Raw genomic sequence first — 20627 nt, 5'->3', positions numbered from 1 at the left:
ACATAAAAGTAGGCTTTTTTGCTTTTTCGACTTTCATAGGTCCATATACCTTGTATAAATGAACATGAAATGTCAGGTAAATTAGTTTTTTTATCCTATTGAAGTTTTTTCATGGAAATGTGTATATAGATAGAGGCATATTAGATCATAACACATCACAAAACACGGGTTTACCGTAATATGAGGAGATCGTACATAATGCATGACACACAAATTGAAGATTGGTTGAAACTCGCAGGTGGCAAGGAGAACATTAAGCTCGTAGAACATGATAAGGACACAACGACACTGGTACTGAAGGACAGTACACAGTTGAACATGTCGGCTCTTACCTCCGCAGATGTTGTAGCAAATATTCGGGTAACAGGTGAGCATTGTCATCTGGTAATAAGAGATGAATCTTCACTCATCTACAATACGTTACTGGGTATGGACGCTTGGGATTCGACAGGGACAGCGTTGCAGGAAGCGGGACACGCGAAGAAAAACGGATTCTCGATCTTACATTTTGTATCCGATGTATTCAGGCCCTTGATGCCTGCGATTCTCGGAGCCGCTGTTATTAAAATTATAGTCGCCATTATTGCGTTAATGGATACGTACAGTTCTGCCGACTCTTCAGCATTGATGGACAGCCAGACCTTTACGATCTTCAGGATCATTGGAGACGGTGTATTTTATGTACTGCCTATATTGGTAGCAATCAGCACAGCTTATCGGTTGAAGAGCAATATCTATGTTGCAGCATCTATTGGCGGACTCATGTTTTATCCGGAGATGACCATGCTGATGTCAGGGGAAAAAGAGGTGCATTTCCTGGGTTTGCCACTTGTGTCTCAGCCTGCTTTTTACTCTACGCCCATCTGGGTCATTCTAACGATCTGTGCAGCCGCCTTATTGGAAAGAGTCGTTGAACGATGGAGTCCAAAATTCTCCAAAGGGATGGTTGCTCCATTCCTGACGTTACTGATTCTTGTTCCGCTAGTATTGATGATACTTGGTCCAGTCGGCACCTGGATTGATGAATATCTGCCGGAGGCATTGAATTCACTAGTAGCTAATGCTCCAGTGTTGTCGGTGATGTTACTGGGAGCTGTCTTCTCACTGATGTTAATTATGGGATTACACTACTGGCTGATTGCCATCATCATTAATGAAATGGTTATGAATGGTGGTTCTATGGTGATTGCTGCCATGTTAGTGGCGATTGTTGGACAAGCGGGGGCTGCGCTTGCAAACGGAATCCGCTCGAAAGAGCCAACATCCAGAAGACTTGCTTTCTGGGCTACTGGAACAGCCCTCCTTGGAGTTGTAGAGCCTGCATTGTATGCGGTCAACATGAGAAAAAGATCCTCTTTCTATGCGGCATTGCTGGGTGGAGCTGCGGGTGGACTATATTTCGGATTGTTATCTGTCAAGGCATTTGCTATGGTGGGGAATCCGAGCTTGGTCAGCCTCCCGCTCTTCATCGAAGAGGGTAGCCTGAATCTGTTACACACTTGCATTGGTGTGGTTATTGCGTTTGGTGTCTCAGGTGGACTAACGTATTGGATGGCAGGAAAAGGACAGAAACGGGGACAGGGGTCACCGAAAGCCAGCATTGAGTAATACGTAAAACGTAGCATTGAAAAGTAGTATTAAAGTTGTAAGAAAGAGCCTGTGCCTTGTGGTACGGGCTTTTTTGTTGTGTTTTTCTGATTAATGTAAGTATGAAATGTATAATCGCTGTCCTCCATGTTATTCAAGCCATACCTTGTTGGTTATGGAGTTGTCATGTATTTTGATATAGTGAAAACTATAAATCTGGATTACTAATCCCTTTGAAAGGATAACCTATGTCTGACAACATGGAATGGATTGCTCAATGGAAGTCAACGAATGCACTAAGCAACGCATGGATAACAAAAGGCGAGCTGCATCACTTTTTCAGTCACACCTTGATATTTATCATTGATGGAAAAGCGATCTGGAATATAAATGGACACCGAGTTCACGTCTCCTATGGAGAATTAATTGCGGTTGAAGAGAACTCCGTAATGGAGGTCATTGAAGGTGGCAACCTGGATCTGGCAGGCTGGCATGTTCAGTTCGATACATATTCGGTGCTGCATGATAGACGGGAAGCTCAGAAGTTCGAATGGCGGTTACCGTCAGGAGAGGCGTATCAGAAAGTGCAACTGTCCGGTGGAAGTCTGGCAAGTATCATTCAGCATTGGAGTGAAGTGCATACACAGGATCAGAGTGCAGAAAGGGTTGGCAATCAGCATTTGTTATATGAGTTGTTAAGTAATCTATATCGGAAACAACCGGATGACGAGTTGAAGCCAGAACACGGTATACTTCGCTCCATTGACTACATGCAGCAGCATTATGATCAGGTCATTACACGTACACAGTTAGCTCAGATTGCCGGAATCAGTCCATGGCATTACTCCCGCAAATTTAGTGAGCGATATGGTAAGCCACCTCTGGATTATCTTGCACACTACCGGATCTATCGCGCGCAGGAAGAACTGATATTAACCGCTGCAACCTCACAGGATATTGCCAAAAAGTCTGGATTTGAAGATGCTCATTATTTTAGCCGGCGCTTCAAACAATTGACTGGCGTATCACCTAAGATATATAGGCAGACGATGAAGCAGCGCAAAATCGTATCACTTTCTCCAATCTGTGCAGAAATTATGATTCATCTGGGTGTCATCCCCCATGCCGTAGTGGTAACTCCGATCCTGTTGTCTCCACATCACCGTGAACAATTTACCGCTCATGGAGTGAAGATGCTGGAGGTGACACAGTATGAGGTGGAGATAGAACTTGTTCGACAAGTTCAACCGGAGATGTTGATTGGAAACGTATTGACGGAAGAGGTCAAAAGGGAACTGCGCACAATTGCACCGATTCTAACCGGACTTCATCAAGATGTAGAACCAATGCTCAATCAATTGGCAGCCTGGTTTTATAAAGAAGATGAGGCTTATAGACTGCATCAGCAGATGAAACACGAAGTCAGCGTAGCTAAGCGACAGTTGCAACCCTTCATCCAATCCGCGTCCACTGTCATGCTGCTGAGGGTAGAAGCATTTGGTTATCGATATCTGGGTGGGCATTCACACGGGGTATCACACTTGTTATATGAACAGCTTGGATTAACACTGCCGCAAGCACTGGATTCAGGTACAGCATGGTTTAACCCTTGTTCGCTTGAACTGCTCAAACAAGCCAATCCCGATTACCTCTTTGTGGAGAAGCGAATCATGCAGCACTTCAGTGCTGAAGAGAATATGAGGAAACTATGGGAGAGTCCGCAATGGAACGAGCTGAAGGCTGTGAAAAATAATCGGGTATTTTACGTAGATACTCACCTGTGGGTAGACGGTCACGGAATAACGGGACACACTCTGATTCTTAATCAGATCATTCGCCATTTTGCGGAATCTTTTCATGAGAGAGCACAATAATCCAACTGAATACGCACGATATGCTATGGAAGCAACACTTCTTATTTGATACTATTTGATAATAATTATCATTATCAATATACATAAGGGGCGAAGTATATCATGTCACGAAGATTTAAAGGGTTGGGCATCATGCTGTTGGTGATCAGTATGATGTTGGCGGCATGTTCCGGTGGAACCAAGGAAGAGAATGCTACAGCTGGAACAGCAGGGGCTTCAACTGAAGGAGCAGCGAGTACTGCAGAAGAAACAGCGACTGAAAGTGGGACTAAGGTGGTGAAGGATCAGTTTGGAGAAGTAACGATTCCAACTCATCCTCAAAATCTGGTTGTGTTTGATTCGATTTATGCCGAGTATCTGATTGAAATGGGTGTTACACCCCAAATCGTTTTGTTAACTCCAGAAGTTGAAGCGGAATACCGCCCTGATTATTTGAAAGAACACGGGGTCCAGATCATTGAAGTCGAGCAATATCAATATAATTATGAGCAGTTGCTTGCGTTGTCACCGGATATGATTCTTACCGCTGGCGAAGGTATGGAACAGGGCGTATATGATGAATTGTCCAAAATCGCTCCTACAGTGGCACTTGATGCCAACAGTGAAATGAAACGTGCTATGCCAAAGCTGGCTGCCATATTTGACAAGAACGAAGAATCTGCCAAAGTACTGGCTGAATTCGATGAGAAAGCCTCACAAGCGAAAGAGAAAATTGCGACAGCCCTGGGAGACAAGACCGTATTGGTTCTCCGGGTAGAGCACAATCGTTACCGTTTCATGGGTCCCAAAGGAGGAAGCAGCAGTGTTTTCTTCTATGATATCCTGGGTCTGAATAGTCCTGAAGCGATCAAAGACTCTACAGATTGGTTTAGCCAGTTCTCTCTGGAATTCTTGCCTGAGATGAATCCGGATTATATTTTCCTGGAAGACAGAACCCTCGTAGGTTATGACACGAAGAAATCTATGGAAGATCTCAAAGCAAGCCAGGTGTGGTCGAATCTGGAGGCTGTGAAGAATGATCATGTCTTCCCGTTGAAGACAAGCCAATTCGTATCGGGTGTGGGTCCAATTGGCTCTGTAAAATTGATGGACTATGTTGTTGAAAAGTTGGTGCCATAGATGACGATGGAGACACAATTGGATATCTACGATATTACCATCGTTGGTGGGGGACCTGCTGGAATGTACGCCTCCTTTTATAGTGGCATGAGAGCCATGCGTACCAAGATCATCGAAGCCAAACAGGAACTCGGCGGATTCATGCGTACATACCCGGAGAAGCTGATCTGGGATGTGGGCGGGGTTGATCCGATTCGCTGTGAGAAGCTGATTGAATCGCTGGAGAGACAAGCGAGAACGTTCGATCCAACGATTGTATTTGGGCAGGAAATTGCTGAGCTTGAACGACGTGAAGATGGTGTATTTGTACTCATGTCTAAAACAGGGGAGCGCCATTACACACGTACCATCCTGTTATGTGCGGGCAGAGGCATGACCCAGGTGCAAAAGCTGGATGTCGAGGGTGCCAATCGGTATGAGCTGACAAATCTGCACTATACGATAACGGATCTGTCCCGATTTGCCGGGAAGCGTGTTCTGATCTCGGGTGGTGGTGATTCCGCAGTCGACTGGGCGAATGAAATGGGCAAAATAGCAAGTGAAGTTACGGTGGCACACAGACGTCATGAATTTACCGGACACGAGTCGCCAGTTGCTCAGATGAAAGCTCAGGCCAACGTCATGACGCCATTTAACATCTCACGCTTATACGGTACAGGTGATAAAATCGATCGTGTTGAGTTGGCCCATGTAGAAACTGGTGAGATCACACATGTTGAAGTGGATGAAGTTGTCGTAAGCCACGGATATGATCGTGATTTCGGTAACCTTGTGCAATGGGGACTGGCGCGTGAAGATTACGGCGTGTCCGTTGATCAGCGCATGCGTACCAACATTCCAGGCATATTCGGAGCAGGTGATTTCATTACTTATGGAAGCAAAGTCAGGCTGATCGCAGGTGCTTTTAACGATGCGGTGCTCGCAGTCAACAGTGCCAAGACGTATCTGGAACCTGCTGCTTCCGATATGGCAGGGGTATCTTCTCACAATGCCCGGTTTTATGAGAAAAACAAAGCGCTCTCCAATACGTAGATAGGTTTGCGTGAATGGAAGGCAATCTGAAGAGCCCGACACAATTTCGAGATCTCCTCGAAATTGTGTCGGGCTTCAAAAAAAGTTTACACAAACAGCGCCCACCAGAACGAGGTGGCGCTGTTTTATTTGGTTTGAACATGTCACTATTATCAATAAGGATACGCTGAGATGGATAAACGGTCTTGAATCTCCAGACTGCCGATCTTGGCGAATGGATAGATGATTTTCTAAGGAACTCAGGACATCTTATTTGGCCTTCAGCTCATCTTCTTAAATTGTAAGGTCCATCAGACACGTTATCTACCAAAATCCCCTTATAAAAAAACTGAAAACGGCTTGTTAATCGGATATAGAGTGTCTCAAGTTCTTTAGGTTTCTGTAGGCGCTTCAAATCGTTGAATAAGACGTCTCAGATTCGTCAGTGCCTGCTCGCACTTGAAAGGTACGTTCTCATACATTCAGGATTCAGTGCGCTTGCCTACGCTGAACACGTTCAGGTTCGGTTTCGGGCCTCACTAGAATTGAAAACTCGCGCTAATTCAGCTCAGTCTGTCCACTTGCGAGTCGATCTGCGATCTCTTCGGCTTGTAGAATGGAGGTATAGGGATCAGCAGTGAAATATTTATGAATATCCAGTTTGTAGATATGGTCGTTCTGCACCGCAGGCAGATTGTCCCAGACGGTAGGCAACAGGGAGTGATCTTTCGTGCCTTCTGTAACCATCATCAGTAGGTAATCACCTACATACTCTCCAAAGACCTCCGCGCTAGCTTCCAGGTTTTCTTTGCCTTGGTCCAGAAGATCTGATTTTACCTTGGGTGCCGGAGTTAGTCCAAGCAATTCATAGGCTGCTCTTCCACCACGATTGGCGCTGTTGCCGATAATGGCTGGGTTCTTCAAAAAGTTAAAATCGGCAACGGTGAAGGTGGCACCATCCGGAATGACACCTTTAATTTTGGCCTGAGCTGCTGCGATCCGTTGTTTAAATGATTCGTTCCAAGTTATAGCTTCTGCTTCGCGGTTCAGAATCTCGCCCATGGCTGTCACTTCTGCTTCCATGGAAGCATACTGATCGGGTACGAATACGACAGTCGGAGCGATTTTGGAATAGGTCTGAAATTTCTCCTGGTCCCATGTGATAATCAGATCCGGTTCCAGCTCTACCATTTTCTCAAGTGAAACCTCACTGTGGTTACCCAAATCCGCGCTATCCACAAGTTTGTCACGCAGGAATACTCCATAATCCAGCAGGCTACTCGGCACACCAACTGGTGTTACGCCGACAGCCAGAACATGTCCTATATTCCAATCAACGACAACCCGCTCCGGGTTGAGGGGGACTGTAACGTCTCCCATCATCGTGGAGAGTGTTCTTGTTTGCGGTGCGGTGTTTCCTGTTTCTGTCGCCCCAGGTTTCACGGTCTCTTTCTGGGTACAACCACTAATGAATACGGCCATGATCAGCAAAACAGGCAGGGTGATACGATACCAAGCTTTCTTAAACAACATGACGAACCCTCTTTCTAATTGATAATGATTTTCATTTAATATAACTCTAGAGACAATCTAACGATTGCACAATAACCAATTCGGAAGCGGAAGCATAACCATTTCAGAACTCAATCGACAGGTTGAACTGAGAATGATTATCATATATGATGAGGCGAAGCTTTGGATGTGGTAACGAGGAAACACAAAGAAAGGTCCATGACGATGAACATAGAAGAATACGGGGCATTATGGGAGCATATAACAATCCGATTACTGGATATTCGGATTATGACCGTTAACATCAGTGAAGATCCTAATACGTGGACGCTTCCCTCGAATGCTTTTTTACTAATTACGAATGGCAAGGGGAAGATCTGGCTTGGTCAGGCGATGCATCACATTAAAGGGACATATATTCTGCACGCCTCCAAAGGAACGCGCCTGGATTGTCTGGCTAAGAAGCCGATGGAAATACATATGTTGTCTTATTCGTCACCAGAGTCAGAGAAGCCAAATACTGAAAGATCCCAAACATATACTGGGTCGGAGTCTTTGCAAGTAAGTTTTGGTTTTGAACCAGCGTGTCCATTGCCATTAATTGAAATCATGCAGTTGATATACAGACAATGGAATGAACTACAGTCAGCAGGCCGGATTCAAACCAAGGCGCTGTTCTACCAATGGCTCGCCGAGATGCTGAAACAAATGCAGGAGCAGAAGTTTAACGATGCTAAGCTGGATCGGGTAGATCAAGCGGTGCATTATATGAAACGTCACTTCGGGGAACCACTCAAGATAGAACAGGTAGCTGAAATGCTGAATTGTAGTCCAAGGTATCTAAATCAATTGTTTCAGCTTCAATTAAATACGAGTCCCAGCCGTGTGCTGTCACAGATTCGGATGGAACAGGCATTAAAACTACTGGTGAGCACGAATGGGACCTTACAGGAAATCGCGGAGAGAGTAGGCTATGAGAACGGCTACACGCTAAGTCGTTATTTCAAGAAACATTATGGTGTATCTCCTGAGTTTTACAGAAAGCGTCGAGAGTGCAGTGCTCCAGATGTAGCCCTGCAAACATTCCAACCACTTGCCGTTCTGGAAAGTCATTATTCGGGATGGAGCGAACGAACGGTACCCATACTTGAAGCCGACCAGACCTGGCCAGAACAGGAGATTGTAGATTTGAAAGGAGTCCAAGTGAGGAAACCCCCAGCGCCCGCGGTACCAAGAGCCAGAACTCGGATGCTTGCCACAAGCATGGGCGAGATTACGATACCTAACAAGCCTAGCCGTGTTGTCGTCGACTGGAATTTGGGAGAAGTACTGGCATTGGGAGTGACGCCTCTCGGAGCGCCGCATTCACTCATTGAAAGTAACCAAATGCTGGAGCCTTATATCTATGATCAAGTACAGGATATCGGCAATCATAATTTTATCTCGCTCGAAAAAGTGCTTGAACTGGAGCCCGATTTGATTATCACCTGGAATCGTGCTGCTTACGCTTCCTATGCCAGAATTGCACCAACGGTGGTCTATGGAGGGACTGGTTACGGCTCTGTCGCGGAGGAGATTCGAGAGATGGGACGTATTCTGAATCGCCAGACAGAAGCCGAAACATGGATTAACGAATACGGGCGGAGAGTACATACTTTGCAGCAAACGATCCCGGGCAAGGTCTCCGCAGAGAAGACATTTACCGTCATTGATCCGAACTGGGGAGAACATATTACCCTTGTGGGAAATACGGGAACTCGTGGAGGTAAGGCAGCCTACGGATTACTGAACTTGAAGCCAGCAGGCAAGGTTCGCCAGGAACTATTGGAGCCGGGCCTGGAATACCTGGATATTGCGCGGAGTGCGGTAGGTGGGTACCTGGAGGACTACCTGTTGGTGTTGGATAATGGTCCAAGACACGAACTTGATCAAGCTTCAGGCAAACCATGGCAGAAGTCTATCGAGACAGATCACTGCCAGATTATTAGCCTTGACTGGAATAGATATTTCCTCTCCGACCCGTTGTCTGCGGTGCTGCAAGCCGAGGAAATGGCAGACCGGATTATGGCACCTTGAGATGGAATACAGTATGAGAGTGAAAACAACAGATTGGTTTAGATTTGTGGATTAACTTTGACATAACAGACAAAAGGAAGCACACATTATCGGTTATCCCACAAAAGCCTGTCTATTTGCTGATTGAAAGAGCTTTCATTTCATCCGTATACTAAAGGTGTTAATAGATTGGGTGTCGTAATGAGGCACTCATCGTAATAGGAAAGGATGATATGAATGGGCAGATTAACTGGAAAAGTTGCAATTATAACCGGTTCCGCAAGTGGAATGGGATTGGCAGGTATTCAATTATTTGCAAAAGAAGGAGCCAAGGTAGTGGCTACCGATGTGGCAGTCGAAGCTTTGGAGGAACAGGTTAAACAGATCGTAGCTGGTGGCGGTGAAGCCATTGCGTTGAAGCTGGATGTGTCCAGCCCAGAGTCCTGGAAAGCTGTTGTGGAAGAAACCGTATCGAAATACGGCAAAATAGATATTCTGGTCAACAATGCGGGAATTCATATGGCCAAAGGCATTTTGGAAGCTGAGTTAGAGGATTGGGACAAGGTTATGTCCATTAATGGTACAGGTGTATGGCTCGGCATGAAGGCAGTCATTCCTTATATGCAGAAGAATGGACAAGGTTCGATCGTTAATACCTCTTCCATTGCAGCAATCATTGGTGGAATAGCGGATGCCCAGGGCGCGGCTTATAGTGCTTCCAAGGGATCTGTACGTTCATTGACCAAACACGGGGCACAGTGGTTTGCCAAAGACAATATTCGTGTGAACTCCGTACATCCGGGTGCTGTGTTTACGGGTATGGTGGAGAAAGCAGGCATCAAATCACAGGTGGAGATGGGGGAGAATTACAAAAATCTTGCTCCATTGCCTCCACATGCTGGTGAATCTATGGATATTGCTTACGCCTACCTGTTTTTGGCATCTGATGAATCCAAATTCATTACAGGTGTTGAGTTGCCTGTAGATGGTGGATGGATCAGCAACTAATTAAAATAAACGTTTCGACATATTAAAGAGGTACTGTATCTCAAGCTTCAAGGGAGACAGTACCTCTTTTTAACAACAGATCCCACTACAGAGTTATGGCGTAACGTTATCTTGATGGACTCGTTGCAGAATGGAGATTAGACCGATAAATCTCTTGGGATCGGTTCATGCGTGTGAATTCCAACAGTTGTTCAGCCATATAGGAGGCGCTGTATTTGAAATTGCTTTGCACCCAACCCGTAACTAAACCAAGAACGGCATTAGCCTGATAACAGGCGAGAAGTTCCTTATCCAACCGTGGATCAGGCGACAGATCGGTTACATCCTCCAGATACAAGTTCTTAAGTGTTATATAGAGTGTATCCCTGAAATCCAGTAGCACGTTAGAATTAACCAGCAATGTATAGAAGGAGGCATGAGCCAGCACATGGTCAAAAATTTGAATTGCTGAGGCGTTAAGGTCCTTAATATCGAAATCTCGGAAATGCTGATAGGGTGCTCGATAGGCTAATTTTAGATCGTCAATCACGTCATTTAACAATTCATCAAACAGGTCTTCTTTGTATACATAATGCTTGTAAAATGTGCTGCGGTTCAAATCGGCGGATTTGACAATATCGGTGATGGTTATACTGGCCAAGGGCTTACGGGACATCCATTCCAGAAGGGCTGTTTTCAGAGCCAGTTTGGATTTGTGTACTCTTCGATCGGTGTCAGATACAGATGGAGACTTAAACATATACACAACCTCCCTTACTTATCAATGATACAGTGCACAGGCAGCAAATTACTCTTGCTACAATACAAAAATGTGAATATATGGTTACTTTGGTGTCGTAAACTGTCCGTATCACTGTGTTCTCCCTTATAATAAACCAAAACGGACGAGGAGATGGACTCCAAATGAAGAAACAAATGTGGATCATTGCAAGTGTTGCAGTTGTGATTGTAATCGGAACCTATCTGTTTGCAAACAATACGGGCAAGGATGAGGCGGGCACAGCCAATGCGCCCAACATCCGAAAATTGGTGGAAGATATCAGCACAGGAAAAGAGACACCGGAATCTGCCTCCATTAATGCCAAACAGTTAATCGTCACCGATCAAGATGAAAAAACCATTACATATGATTTGCCTGAAAATGAATTTTTCCTTTCCATTGCACCCTATGTGGACCAGACCCATCCCTGTGCAATTCATAGCTTGACCGGTTGTCAGGGGGAAATGAGCAATAAGGAATTTAGCGTTACCATTCACGATTCTCAAGGCAACACTTTTATGAAAGATGAAGTAATTAAGTCTGGTGCAAACGGATTTATGGATTTTTGGGTGCCTAGAGACAGAACCTATCTGATTCGTATTGTTGGAGATGGAAAGGTTGCAGAAACGCAATTGTCTACATATGAAAATGATAATACATGCATCACTACGATGCAGTTGAGTTAACAGCAATCAATAGAAGGGAAGGATGGCTTTTGAGCTATTCTTTCCTTTTTTATTTGATAAAAGAATGGGAATAAGGTACTTTCCATTGACAAAAATTCATTCCTACGGCATAATCCAATAGTGATAATGATAATTGTTATCATATAAATACATATTAACAGGGGAGAAAAGAGATATGAAAAAAGGGTTGAATGGACTGTTGATTATGCTGGCCTTTGTGCTGGTTTTGGCGGGTTGTGGTAAAACCACGACTACAACAGATACAAGTCAAGGTAGTGGCTCGGGTAGTGCTCCGGCTGAAGAGACAGCAGGTCCTGTTACCGTGAAGCATAAACGTGGAGAGCTTAAGCTGGACAAGCCAGCAGAACGTGTTGTTACGCTTGAATGGACATATACGGAAGATGTCGTTGCCCTGGGTGTTCAACCAGTAGGTAACGCAGATAACGCTAACTATAAAGTGTGGGTAACATCCGAAGCAGCACTGGATGACAGTGTAACGGATATCGGAACACGCAGTGAACCCAACCTGGAAGCTATTGCTGCATTGAAGCCAGATCTGATCATTGCCAATGCGGATAATAACACGGCGGTCTACGATCAGCTGAATGCAATTGCTCCAACGATTGAATATGACCCGTATGATGGTGACGGCTATGATTATGACAAGATGACAGAGATCTTTAATAACATTGCAACAGCTCTCGGTAAAGAAGACAAAGCAAAAGAAGTTCTGAGTGATCTCGATCAACACTATGTAGAAGCCAAAGAAAAACTGGCTGCTGCGGGGAAAGAAAACTTCAACTTTGCACTGACGCAAGCGTTCACATATCAAAATGCAGTCAGCCTGCGTATGTTTACCGATAACTCGGTTGTGATTGGTACTTTGGACAAAATCGGACTGGTTAACGAATGGAAGCCGGATAAAGTTGAGAACTATGGCTTCTCTACAGTAGGTATTGAATCCTTAACCGATGTAAAGGACAGTAACTTCATTTATATTACACAACCAGACGATGACGTCTTTGGCACAGCCATGAAAGATAACTCGGTATGGAACGGACTGAACTTTGTGAAGGAAAAACGCACATATCAACTCGATAGTACAACATGGACATTTGGTGGACCGATCTCCTCCAAAGTATTGGTTGATGGGGTAGTCGAGGCGATTACCAAATGAGTTCGGTTCAAGGATCTAAGCCAGCTATGAATTGGCGCACAATAAGCATATATGGGGGCGGTCTAACCGCTCTCATCGTGCTTTTTTTTGTAAGTCTGTGTTATGGAGAAGCTTCCATTCCTTTGCATGTCGTTTGGGACGCTCTTACAGGCAGACAGGATTCATTAGAGCACAATATGGTCTGGGACTTGCGCATGCCGCGTACAGTAATCGGTATTCTTGCGGGTGGCGCACTGGCTGTTGCGGGCGCTTTGCTGCAAACGATTACTCGTAATCCATTGGCTGCTTCAGATACGCTGGGCATTAATGCAGGAGCGTACTTTGTGGTGGTGCTGGGAGCTATCGCTTTTCCAGGTCTATTAAGTCAGTCGCCTTTTCTTTTCGCAGCACTAGGTGGTTTGCTGGCAGCATTTGCGGCTTATTTCATGGGCGGCGGACGAACATCAAGCCCGGTTCGACTTGCGTTGTCCGGTATGATTGTATCGATGGTGCTTGGTTCATTTACAAGTGCATTACATATTTTTTTCTCCATGGAGACACAAGGGTTGTTCCTTTGGGGTTCCGGAACACTTGTCCAGAATGACTGGAGTGGAGTGTTTTATGCTTTGCCTTGGGTGGTTGGTATTACCCTTCTCGCGTTAATCCTGTCCAGACAGTGGGATATGCTGGAGTTGGATGAATCAACGGCTTCTTCCTTGGGACAAAAGGTTACATTGGCTCGTGCAGTAGGGTTAATTCTTGCTGTATTGCTGGCCGCTGTGATTGTCAGTGTAATCGGACCGATTGGCTTCGTGGGACTGGTTGCACCTCATCTGGTTCGATTGAGTGGTGTACGTTCTAACCGATTACTTTTACCCGGTGTGTTCATATGGGGCGCAGCGCTCCTGGTTGGAGCAGATGTCCTCGCCAAGATGGTGCATAACTCCAGCATGGAACTGCCAACGGGTGCCGTTATGGCGATCATTGGTGCACCGTGGCTCATCTGGCTTGTTCTTACACGCATGAAGGCTGCAAACGGATCAGGCATGTCTACTTCAATGAGCACAGGAGGAGCTGCGCGTCGCTTTGCATTTGGCCCGATGGCTGTATTATTCTCAGTCATAACGGTCGTGCTTATCTTGCTCAGTACGATGTTTGGCGGTATGCGAATTCCCCTGGCCGATTGGTTACCAAGTCTGTTCCAATCGGATGGACTGTTCTCCGCGCTGATTCAGCTTCGGATTCCGCGTACACTTGTTGCCGCAGGTGCAGGAGCTGCACTGGCAATCAGTGGTGTACTCATTCAGATGGCGGTACGTAACCCGCTGGCAGATGCTTCAATTGTTGGTGTGTCCTCAGGTGCAGGGCTTGGAGCGATGATGGTCATCATCTTATGGCCGGGTCTTCCGATATACTTGCTGCCAATTGCGGCAATCATCGGTGCAGCCATTGCTGCAGTGGTGGTGTTCTCCCTCGCCTGGAAGAAAGGACTGAACCCTTCGGCGGTTGTGTTGCTGGGGATTGCAATGTCTGCCATTGCTGGAGCAGGTATTCAGATTCTGATTGTCCGTGGTGCGGTTTACGGTAGCAGCGGATATATCTGGCTGACAGGAAGCACCTATGCTCGTACCTGGGAACAGGTGAGGGTTATCGGATTATTTTTAGTTATTCTGGTACCGGTGGCTTGGTGGCTGGCACGCAGATTCGAACTGCTGGTATTCGACGACAATAGTGCATCCGGGCTTGGTCTCGGAGTACGTCGTACACGATTATTGGCCATGACAGTGGGTGTATTACTTGCAGCAGGTGCGGTTGCTTGTGTAGGAACCGTTGGTTTTATCGGTCTGATTGCACCACATATGGTACGGCTACTGACGGGGAATAAGTTAAGACGATCCATGTTCCTATCCGCATTAGCGGGTGCAGTCATGCTGGTGCTCGCCGATACAATCGGCAGAACCGTTATGGCGCCGACAGAGATTCCATCAGGCATACTCATTGCGATCATCGGAACGCCGTACTTCCTGTATCTGATGTATCGTTCCAACTGGCGCAAGTCTGTGTAAAAAAGTTCAAACCTGAAGCCTGCTCCCCGAGCAGGCTTTTTGCTGTCACGGTATGCCCTCCAGCCATGATCTTATGTTCCTGTTTAACCCGGTTGCATAGATATTGGATCATTGGACCTGACGTGGTACCCACAGATAACCTTACCCGATGAATGGCTAGTTCATCTGCAAATGACAAAATCCCCTCACGTCTACAAGAAGTAGAGACCACGTTATCAAACGTGAAACTCTTACTCTCTGTGGACCTTGAGGGGACTTTTTGCTTGAGCACATTCGAATCGTACTCCCGTTAGCTGGATTTCAGAATCCCGCTGTCATCGACGGATTGTACCGCTTGTTGCAATATTTCATTATCCTGAACAAGCGCGAATCGAACGTAACCTTCGCCTGAAGGACCAAAGGCACTGCCTGGGGTTGCGATGACTCCTGCATGTGTAACCAGATCCATGGCAAATTGCTCCGAGCTGTCGTAGTGCGCCGGAATCCGGCTCCAGACGAACATCGTTGCTTCAGGTTTAGCGATGGGCCAACCGAGATTGCTGAATCCATCACAGAGGATGTCTCTTCGCTGTTCATAGATTGCTCTGACCCGTTCAACCTCGGATTGATCACCGGTAATGGCGGCAATTGCTGCTTTTTGGACCGGTAGGAACATCCCGTAATCCATATTGGATTTTAGCTTTTTCAGCATGGAGACCATGGTTGCATTGCCCACACAGAAGCCGATTCGAGCTCCTGCCAGTCCGTACGTTTTTGACAGGGAATTGAATTCCACACCGACGTCCATGGCGCCAGGGAATGCGAGGAAGCTTCCACATGACTTTCCGTCAAACACGAGCTCGCTGTACGCATTATCGTGAAGCACGATAATATCATACTTCTTGGCAAAGGCAATCAGGTCAAGATAGAACTGATCCGGTGCCATCGCAGTTGTCGGATTGTTAGGATAGGAGACCAGCATGAATTTTGCTCGATGAGCGATATCTTCCGGTATATCCTGAAGCTGAATAACATACCCGTTTTCTTCTTTTTGCGGCATATAATACAGTTCTGCACCTGCCAGTAACGGTCCATCCGCAAAGACTGGATAGCAGGGGTCAGGGACTAACACCAGATCACCTTCATCGACAATGGAGAGGGATATATGTGCCAGCCCTTCCTGTGAACCGAGCAAGGAACAGATCTGTGTTGCTGGGTCTAACTCGACCTGATAGCGTTGCTTGTACCAATCGCTTGTAGCTTGCAGCAACTCACTCTGATCATTCACAGCATATATATAATTAGCCGGATCAGCAGCGGCCTCGCATAGTGCAGTTATAATATGCTGCGCAGGTGGGATATTCGGCGTACCCACACTGAGATCAATAACGGGCTGACCGTTCTCCAGTCTGCGGCGCTTGATCTCCAGCAACCTGGTGAAAATTCCTTCGTTGAAATGATCCATTCGTTTGGCAAAGTTCATGATGATGATTCAGCCTCCAATCCTCTTCGTACGCATATTCATTAATAATAAATGGACAGCGACTAAAAGAGAAGAGCAGGGGAAAGCTTGCGGATCATGACTTTACTTTAAACTGACTTAGTTCGTCTTGCAGTTTGCCAGATAGCTGGTTCAACTGTTTCGACAGATCCGCTACCTGTTCGATACTATCCAGCTGATCCTGCGTGCTGGCGCTTACTTCTTCCGTCGATGCCGAGTTCTCCTCTGTGGTGGATGAGATAATCTCCAGTGCCTGGAATATCTCATCTTTGTGTTTGTGTACATTGGCGGTATTAGTGGTAATCTGCATCATACGTTGCTGTAGATCTTTCAGGTCTTTGTTAATACTGAAGAAAACATGTTTGGTATCTTCTACGGATTTGGCATTCTCCTCCGCAATCTTCATACCGCGCATGGTATGTTCAACAGACAGGGTTGTTTTCTCTTCAATAACATTCACCTTTTTGTTGATTTCCTCTGTTGCCTGAGCCGTCTGTTCTGCAAGTTTGCGGACCTCTTCGGCAACGACGGCAAATCCTCTTCCATGTTCGCCAGCACGTGCAGCCTCGATGGAGGCATTCAGGGCGAGCAGGTTCGTTTGAGAGGCAATCTGTTTGACTGTATCCACAAAACTGGATATTTCATTCCGACTCAGGTCAATCTCCTGGATAATAGAGGACATTGCTTGGGTGGACAGGTGGTTTTCCTCGGACCATTTCGATAATTGTTCCACGACCGCAAGTCCTTGGCTGCTTTGATCAGCAGATGTCTGCACGACCGTTCCCATAGCCTGCGCATCGGTAGCAATTTCATCAATTTGGCTGGATAATGAGCCTGTTTTGCGTAAGATATTTTCCGTTTCGATGGACTGATAATTCGTAGCATTGGCAATCTCGTTGATGGCTGTTGATGTGTCATTCATGGTCACAGCCGTTCGTGAGGAGATGGCTTGCAGATCATTCGACGACTGGTTCAGGATTTGCGCCGAGCTGCCGACCATTTGCAGCATGCCCTGAATTTTCTGCACCATGGAATTCAAGCCGGTGGCGATCTGTCCAATTTCATTATTAGATTTGATATCCAGTTTGACAGTCAGGTCACCTTGTTCAATCTGTTTAATCTTGGCCAGCAGCTGTGGTATGGAGCGTAACAGACGGCGAAGGGTAATGTAACAGATAATCACAAGCAGAAGGGTGGCTGCAGCAAAACCGCCAAGTGTAATCCACGTGAATGTTTTTAATTCCGCAAGAACTTCTTCTTCGGATATAGTCAGACCAACGGACCATCCCGTATCTTTGCTGGTAGCGTAGCCGATATATCGACGTTCCCCATTGTCGTTCATAAGTTGTACGCCGTTTTCACCCGCAAGCATTTTCTTGCCGATGTCTCCCATGTCCCCCGTACTGTTCAGGATGTTCTCCTTTAATACCTTCTCTTGATCCGGATGGTACAGAATTTCCCCGCTCTTGGACAGCAACATGGAATAGCCCGTGCTTCCAAGGGAATAACTCTCCATAATCGCCGGGATATCCTTGAATGCAATATCCGCTGCGGCAAAGCCGATCGTGGTATTGTTTTCGTCTTTGATCGGATAAAAGATACCCATGAGTACATCGCCTGCTGCAATATCAATGTACGGATCGGAGAAATAAAGTCCGTCTGCGTCGGTAACCGGCTTGTAGTATGGACGTGATTGGATATCAAAGTCCGGTGCAGATACGACACCATCATTTTGAATCCAAAAGCCTTTTCCATCCAGACCCGCGACCCAGGCATCGGCAAACGAAGGCTCTGCCTTAACGATAGCGGCGAGTGTCGCCTGTGTTTCCGCAGCGTAGGTTGAACTTTTCGCATCCGCAGCAGATGCTGTTGTTTCTATGTATTGCTGAAATAATGTGTTGGTGGACATTTGCTTGACCAGTGCACCTTTTTCCTTGAATAGTGCATCAAATTCACTAACAATGGCTTGTGTCTTGGTCTGGAGCATGGATTCCTGCTGTTTCACCAGAATGTTTCGTGTGCTTGCAAACATAAATGTTCCCAGCACGGCAAAGACAACTACGATAATGATCAGCAGCACAATGGACAACGTATTTGCCATACTGGATGTCCGTGCTCCCGTTTTCCCCCACTTGTTCAACATGTTCGACATATTCCATCTCCCCAGATGATTAATAAAAAGCTCAAAACGCCTAAGTTATATGTCGGCTTAATCTATAGTTTTATGTAGATTTCTGTCGAATAATCCTGAAAGCGACGGAAAGGAAAGGCATGAGTATGAGAAGGATGAAAGGGGAGGGATGAAAAAAGAGGAAAGGAATGAAAAACGGGAATGGGTGGTGGTTCATCCAGTCGATCTTGTTTATAATGGAATGAATTGGAACTATGGATGGAAAAGGGGGATTATCTGTGAGTGAGTTATGGCATGCTTCAATACAGGGGGTTCCATGGAATGCCGAAAAGATGCACCAGGCGGTGCATCTGTTGCGTCGCAGAGCAACGGTTCATTTTCGCGTTGACGCGGATACATACGAGGACCTTGCCGAGCTCGATGCCAAAGTATTCTTTGCCCGGCCGGATCTGATTCTGCACATATCACATATGGACCCTAAAGGGGTGTATTCATCCGGATTTTTGGGGCGACTGGCACAGTTGAAACATGTGTCTGCCTTGCAGCTTGATCTTTCGCAGGCTCAGGATTTGACGATACTGGGTGCGATGGAGCAACTGCAGTTTCTAAGATTGAATTCACCTGCAAAGGCGACCGTGCTCGATTTTATTAAACACTACAAACGATTGACCTTTCTTGAACTGCGTGGCAAATTCAACGGATTTGCTTCCATTGCGGCATGTCTCCAACTGCATACGCTCATTCTGAACTGCACGATCGAAAGTGCTGATGTGTTAGCGGAACTGCCTATGCTTCAGTATCTATCCCTGGATCACTGTGAGTTAAAAGGGGGACTGGATGTATTGACACAGTCGACCATCTCGATGTTGAAGCTCAGCTCTGTTCGCAAACTGACGAGTATTCAGGGACTCGAACAGATGCGCGGGCTGGAATATCTGCATCTGTCCTTGCCCAAGCTGGAGCAGTTATGCGACTTTTCCCATATGACCTCTCTCAGACAGCTCGAACTGGACTATATGAAATCGTTGCGGGATACCAACCATCTATGGACAGCCCGTGCTTTGGAGTCTATTGAACTGAAAGAGATGAATACGGCACTCAAGGCGGATTCTTTTGCTGGACTAACAGGGTTGGAGCACTTACGCCAAATCGATTTTCGTTTTATTGATGTTAACAAAGGACGAATTGCAGCTATGCGTGATCACCTGGACAAGGCCGGAAAATCCCATTTGTTATATGAAAATATCCCTGAGCAAGAACGCCTGAATTCTATAGGTATTGCGCACTTGTCGCATGTATTAATGTAAACGGGCTTCTGTCCAGCGTGTGTATACAGAGCGCACTCCGGTGAACGGACCGATTGAGGCGTGTAGATGTCATTGCTATCTAGGTGTTCGTATCCGTTAATGCAGGCATGTTGATCTCTTTCACGCAGGCCGCTTTGGACAAGCTGATGATACATCGAACGATGGAGACCATGTCCTGCAGGGGAATGCGGGTCCCATCATACTCGGCCAATGCACGTTCCATCCCGTCTTCATACGGAATTTCTGCCGCCAGTTCTCCCGGGTTGATGCATGTCACCGCGATGCGGTCATTTCTCGTATGTTCTCTTAGAGCTTCCGTAATACCCCGTATGGCAAATTTGGAGGCGACAAAAGAAACCTGGCTGCTGCCTGCATTGCTCAAACCGGCTGTTGAACCAATCAGGATGATCTTGCCTGCTTCAGACTGGCGGAGCTGAGGCAGTAAAGCCTGTATACATACAATTGTAGAAGTCACATTCACATGGATCAGCTGACTGATATCTGCGGGTTCATCCTTATCAAACGTGTAGTGCTCTTCAAATCCTTCCTTTTCCCAGATCCCCACGTTATAAATAAGCACATCCAACGTCTCGCCTTGAAGTTGGCTGGCAACTTGCTCTGCGGCCTGAAGCTCGGAAAGATCAGCCTGAATCCATATTCGCTCGACGCCATCCTCCACGGACAGACTTTCCGGCTTGCTGCGGGAGACCACCCAGACCTTATCACCGGATTGTGGCACACCTCTGACAAATGCATCGCCCAATCCCTTGCTTGCACCAAAGACAATTATATTTTTCAAATAAAGCCCTCCTTATCGATTAGAAATTAATAATATTTACATTAATCTATATCTTACTATAAAGGTGATATATGGA

General features: G+C 46.2%; 15 protein-coding genes. 10 read left to right on the top strand and 5 right to left on the bottom strand.

The features are described from left to right. The first annotated feature begins 198 nt into the window (after positions 1 to 198). From C161_RS05675 to C161_RS05660, 4 genes are all read left to right on the top strand, one after another. Positions 199 to 1608 (top strand): PTS transporter subunit EIIC, encoded by a 1410-nt coding sequence (locus C161_RS05675; protein WP_036668634.1) that lies wholly within the window; start codon positions 199 to 201, stop codon positions 1606 to 1608. Between the two features lie 227 nt (positions 1609 to 1835). Continuing rightward, on the top strand, positions 1836 to 3461 hold the full coding sequence (locus C161_RS05670; protein ID WP_036668633.1) for a helix-turn-helix domain-containing protein: 1626 nt from the start codon (positions 1836 to 1838) through the stop codon (positions 3459 to 3461). 102 nt (positions 3462 to 3563) lie between these two features. Further along, positions 3564 to 4580: an ABC transporter substrate-binding protein gene (locus C161_RS05665; RefSeq protein ID WP_036668632.1), complete on the top strand. Its 1017-nt coding sequence runs from the start codon at positions 3564 to 3566 to the stop codon at positions 4578 to 4580. A gap of 6 nt (positions 4581 to 4586) precedes the next feature. Then, positions 4587 to 5612, top strand: a complete 1026-nt coding sequence (locus C161_RS05660; RefSeq protein ID WP_036668728.1) for an NAD(P)/FAD-dependent oxidoreductase — start codon at positions 4587 to 4589, stop codon at positions 5610 to 5612. Positions 5613 to 6149: 537 nt separating this feature from the next. On the opposite strand, the gene C161_RS05655 is transcribed toward C161_RS05660, so the two are convergent. Beyond that, positions 6150 to 7124, bottom strand: a complete 975-nt coding sequence (locus tag C161_RS05655; protein ID WP_051449599.1) for an ABC transporter substrate-binding protein — start codon at positions 7122 to 7124, stop codon at positions 6150 to 6152. 198 nt (positions 7125 to 7322) lie between these two features. Between C161_RS05655 and C161_RS05650 the strand changes: the two genes are divergently transcribed. Continuing rightward, a complete protein-coding gene (locus tag C161_RS05650; protein WP_156946081.1) occupies positions 7323 to 9179 on the top strand; it encodes an AraC family transcriptional regulator in 1857 nt (618 codons plus the stop codon). Between the two features lie 216 nt (positions 9180 to 9395). Beyond that, positions 9396 to 10166: an SDR family NAD(P)-dependent oxidoreductase gene (locus tag C161_RS05645; RefSeq protein WP_036668630.1), complete on the top strand. Its 771-nt coding sequence runs from the start codon at positions 9396 to 9398 to the stop codon at positions 10164 to 10166. A 106-nt stretch (positions 10167 to 10272) separates the two neighbouring features. On the opposite strand, the gene C161_RS05640 is transcribed toward C161_RS05645, so the two are convergent. Beyond that, positions 10273 to 10905, bottom strand: coding sequence for a TetR/AcrR family transcriptional regulator (locus C161_RS05640; RefSeq protein ID WP_036668629.1), 633 nt, complete (start codon positions 10903 to 10905; stop codon positions 10273 to 10275). Positions 10906 to 11069: 164 nt separating this feature from the next. Here C161_RS05640 and C161_RS05635 point away from each other — a divergent pair, with 164 nt between their 5' ends. From C161_RS05635 to C161_RS05625, 3 genes are all read left to right on the top strand, one after another. Then, a complete protein-coding gene (locus C161_RS05635) occupies positions 11070 to 11612 on the top strand; it encodes a CueP family metal-binding protein (protein ID WP_036668628.1) in 543 nt (180 codons plus the stop codon). Between the two features lie 175 nt (positions 11613 to 11787). Continuing rightward, positions 11788 to 12789: an ABC transporter substrate-binding protein gene (locus tag C161_RS05630; protein ID WP_036617469.1), complete on the top strand. Its 1002-nt coding sequence runs from the start codon at positions 11788 to 11790 to the stop codon at positions 12787 to 12789. Further along, on the top strand, positions 12786 to 14834 hold the full coding sequence (locus C161_RS05625) for an iron ABC transporter permease (RefSeq protein ID WP_036617472.1): 2049 nt from the start codon (positions 12786 to 12788) through the stop codon (positions 14832 to 14834). Before C161_RS05630 ends, C161_RS05625 begins: the two co-directional genes overlap by 4 nt. 289 nt (positions 14835 to 15123) lie before the next feature. On the opposite strand, the gene C161_RS05620 is transcribed toward C161_RS05625, so the two are convergent. Both C161_RS05620 and C161_RS05615 read right to left on the bottom strand, forming a co-directional pair. Continuing rightward, complete coding sequence (locus tag C161_RS05620; protein ID WP_036617475.1) at positions 15124 to 16296, bottom strand: aminotransferase class I/II-fold pyridoxal phosphate-dependent enzyme; 1173 nt, start codon at positions 16294 to 16296, stop codon at positions 15124 to 15126. A 94-nt stretch (positions 16297 to 16390) separates the two neighbouring features. Further along, positions 16391 to 18466: a methyl-accepting chemotaxis protein gene (locus C161_RS05615; protein ID WP_180361896.1), complete on the bottom strand. Its 2076-nt coding sequence runs from the start codon at positions 18464 to 18466 to the stop codon at positions 16391 to 16393. Between the two features lie 257 nt (positions 18467 to 18723). Between C161_RS05615 and C161_RS05610 the strand changes: the two genes are divergently transcribed. After that, on the top strand, positions 18724 to 19752 hold the full coding sequence (locus C161_RS05610) for a hypothetical protein (protein WP_036668627.1): 1029 nt from the start codon (positions 18724 to 18726) through the stop codon (positions 19750 to 19752). 79 nt (positions 19753 to 19831) lie between these two features. Here the strand turns inward: C161_RS05610 and C161_RS05605 are convergent, their stop codons facing one another. Then, a complete protein-coding gene (locus C161_RS05605; protein WP_036617480.1) occupies positions 19832 to 20551 on the bottom strand; it encodes an SDR family oxidoreductase in 720 nt (239 codons plus the stop codon). Positions 20552 to 20627 lie beyond the last annotated feature (76 nt).

The organism is Paenibacillus sp. FSL R5-192 (genome assembly GCF_000517845.1).
Lineage (GTDB): Bacteria > Bacillota > Bacilli > Paenibacillales > Paenibacillaceae > Paenibacillus > Paenibacillus amylolyticus.
This window is presented reverse-complemented; position numbering and strand designations above follow the sequence as displayed.

Excerpts from the sequence above, each read along its gene's own strand:
- C161_RS05640 (WP_036668629.1), bottom strand. The coding sequence starts at position 10,905 with ATGTTTAAGTCTCCATCTGTATCTGACACCGATCGAAGAGTACACAAA.
- C161_RS05630 (WP_036617469.1), top strand. The coding sequence starts at position 11,788 with ATGAAAAAAGGGTTGAATGGACTGTTGATTATGCTGGCCTTTGTGCTG.
- C161_RS05670 (WP_036668633.1), top strand. The coding sequence starts at position 1,836 with ATGTCTGACAACATGGAATGGATTGCTCAATGGAAGTCAACGAATGCA.
- C161_RS05660 (WP_036668728.1), top strand. The coding sequence starts at position 4,587 with ATGGAGACACAATTGGATATCTACGATATTACCATCGTTGGTGGGGGA.
- C161_RS05615 (WP_180361896.1), bottom strand. The coding sequence starts at position 18,466 with ATGTCGAACATGTTGAACAAGTGGGGGAAAACGGGAGCACGGACATCC.
- C161_RS05675 (WP_036668634.1), top strand. The coding sequence starts at position 199 with ATGCATGACACACAAATTGAAGATTGGTTGAAACTCGCAGGTGGCAAG.
- C161_RS05645 (WP_036668630.1), top strand. The coding sequence starts at position 9,396 with ATGGGCAGATTAACTGGAAAAGTTGCAATTATAACCGGTTCCGCAAGT.
- C161_RS05620 (WP_036617475.1), bottom strand. The coding sequence starts at position 16,296 with ATGAACTTTGCCAAACGAATGGATCATTTCAACGAAGGAATTTTCACC.
- C161_RS05655 (WP_051449599.1), bottom strand. The coding sequence starts at position 7,124 with ATGTTGTTTAAGAAAGCTTGGTATCGTATCACCCTGCCTGTTTTGCTG.
- C161_RS05625 (WP_036617472.1), top strand. The coding sequence starts at position 12,786 with ATGAGTTCGGTTCAAGGATCTAAGCCAGCTATGAATTGGCGCACAATA.
- C161_RS05665 (WP_036668632.1), top strand. The coding sequence starts at position 3,564 with ATGTCACGAAGATTTAAAGGGTTGGGCATCATGCTGTTGGTGATCAGT.
- C161_RS05635 (WP_036668628.1), top strand. The coding sequence starts at position 11,070 with ATGAAGAAACAAATGTGGATCATTGCAAGTGTTGCAGTTGTGATTGTA.
- C161_RS05650 (WP_156946081.1), top strand. The coding sequence starts at position 7,323 with ATGACGATGAACATAGAAGAATACGGGGCATTATGGGAGCATATAACA.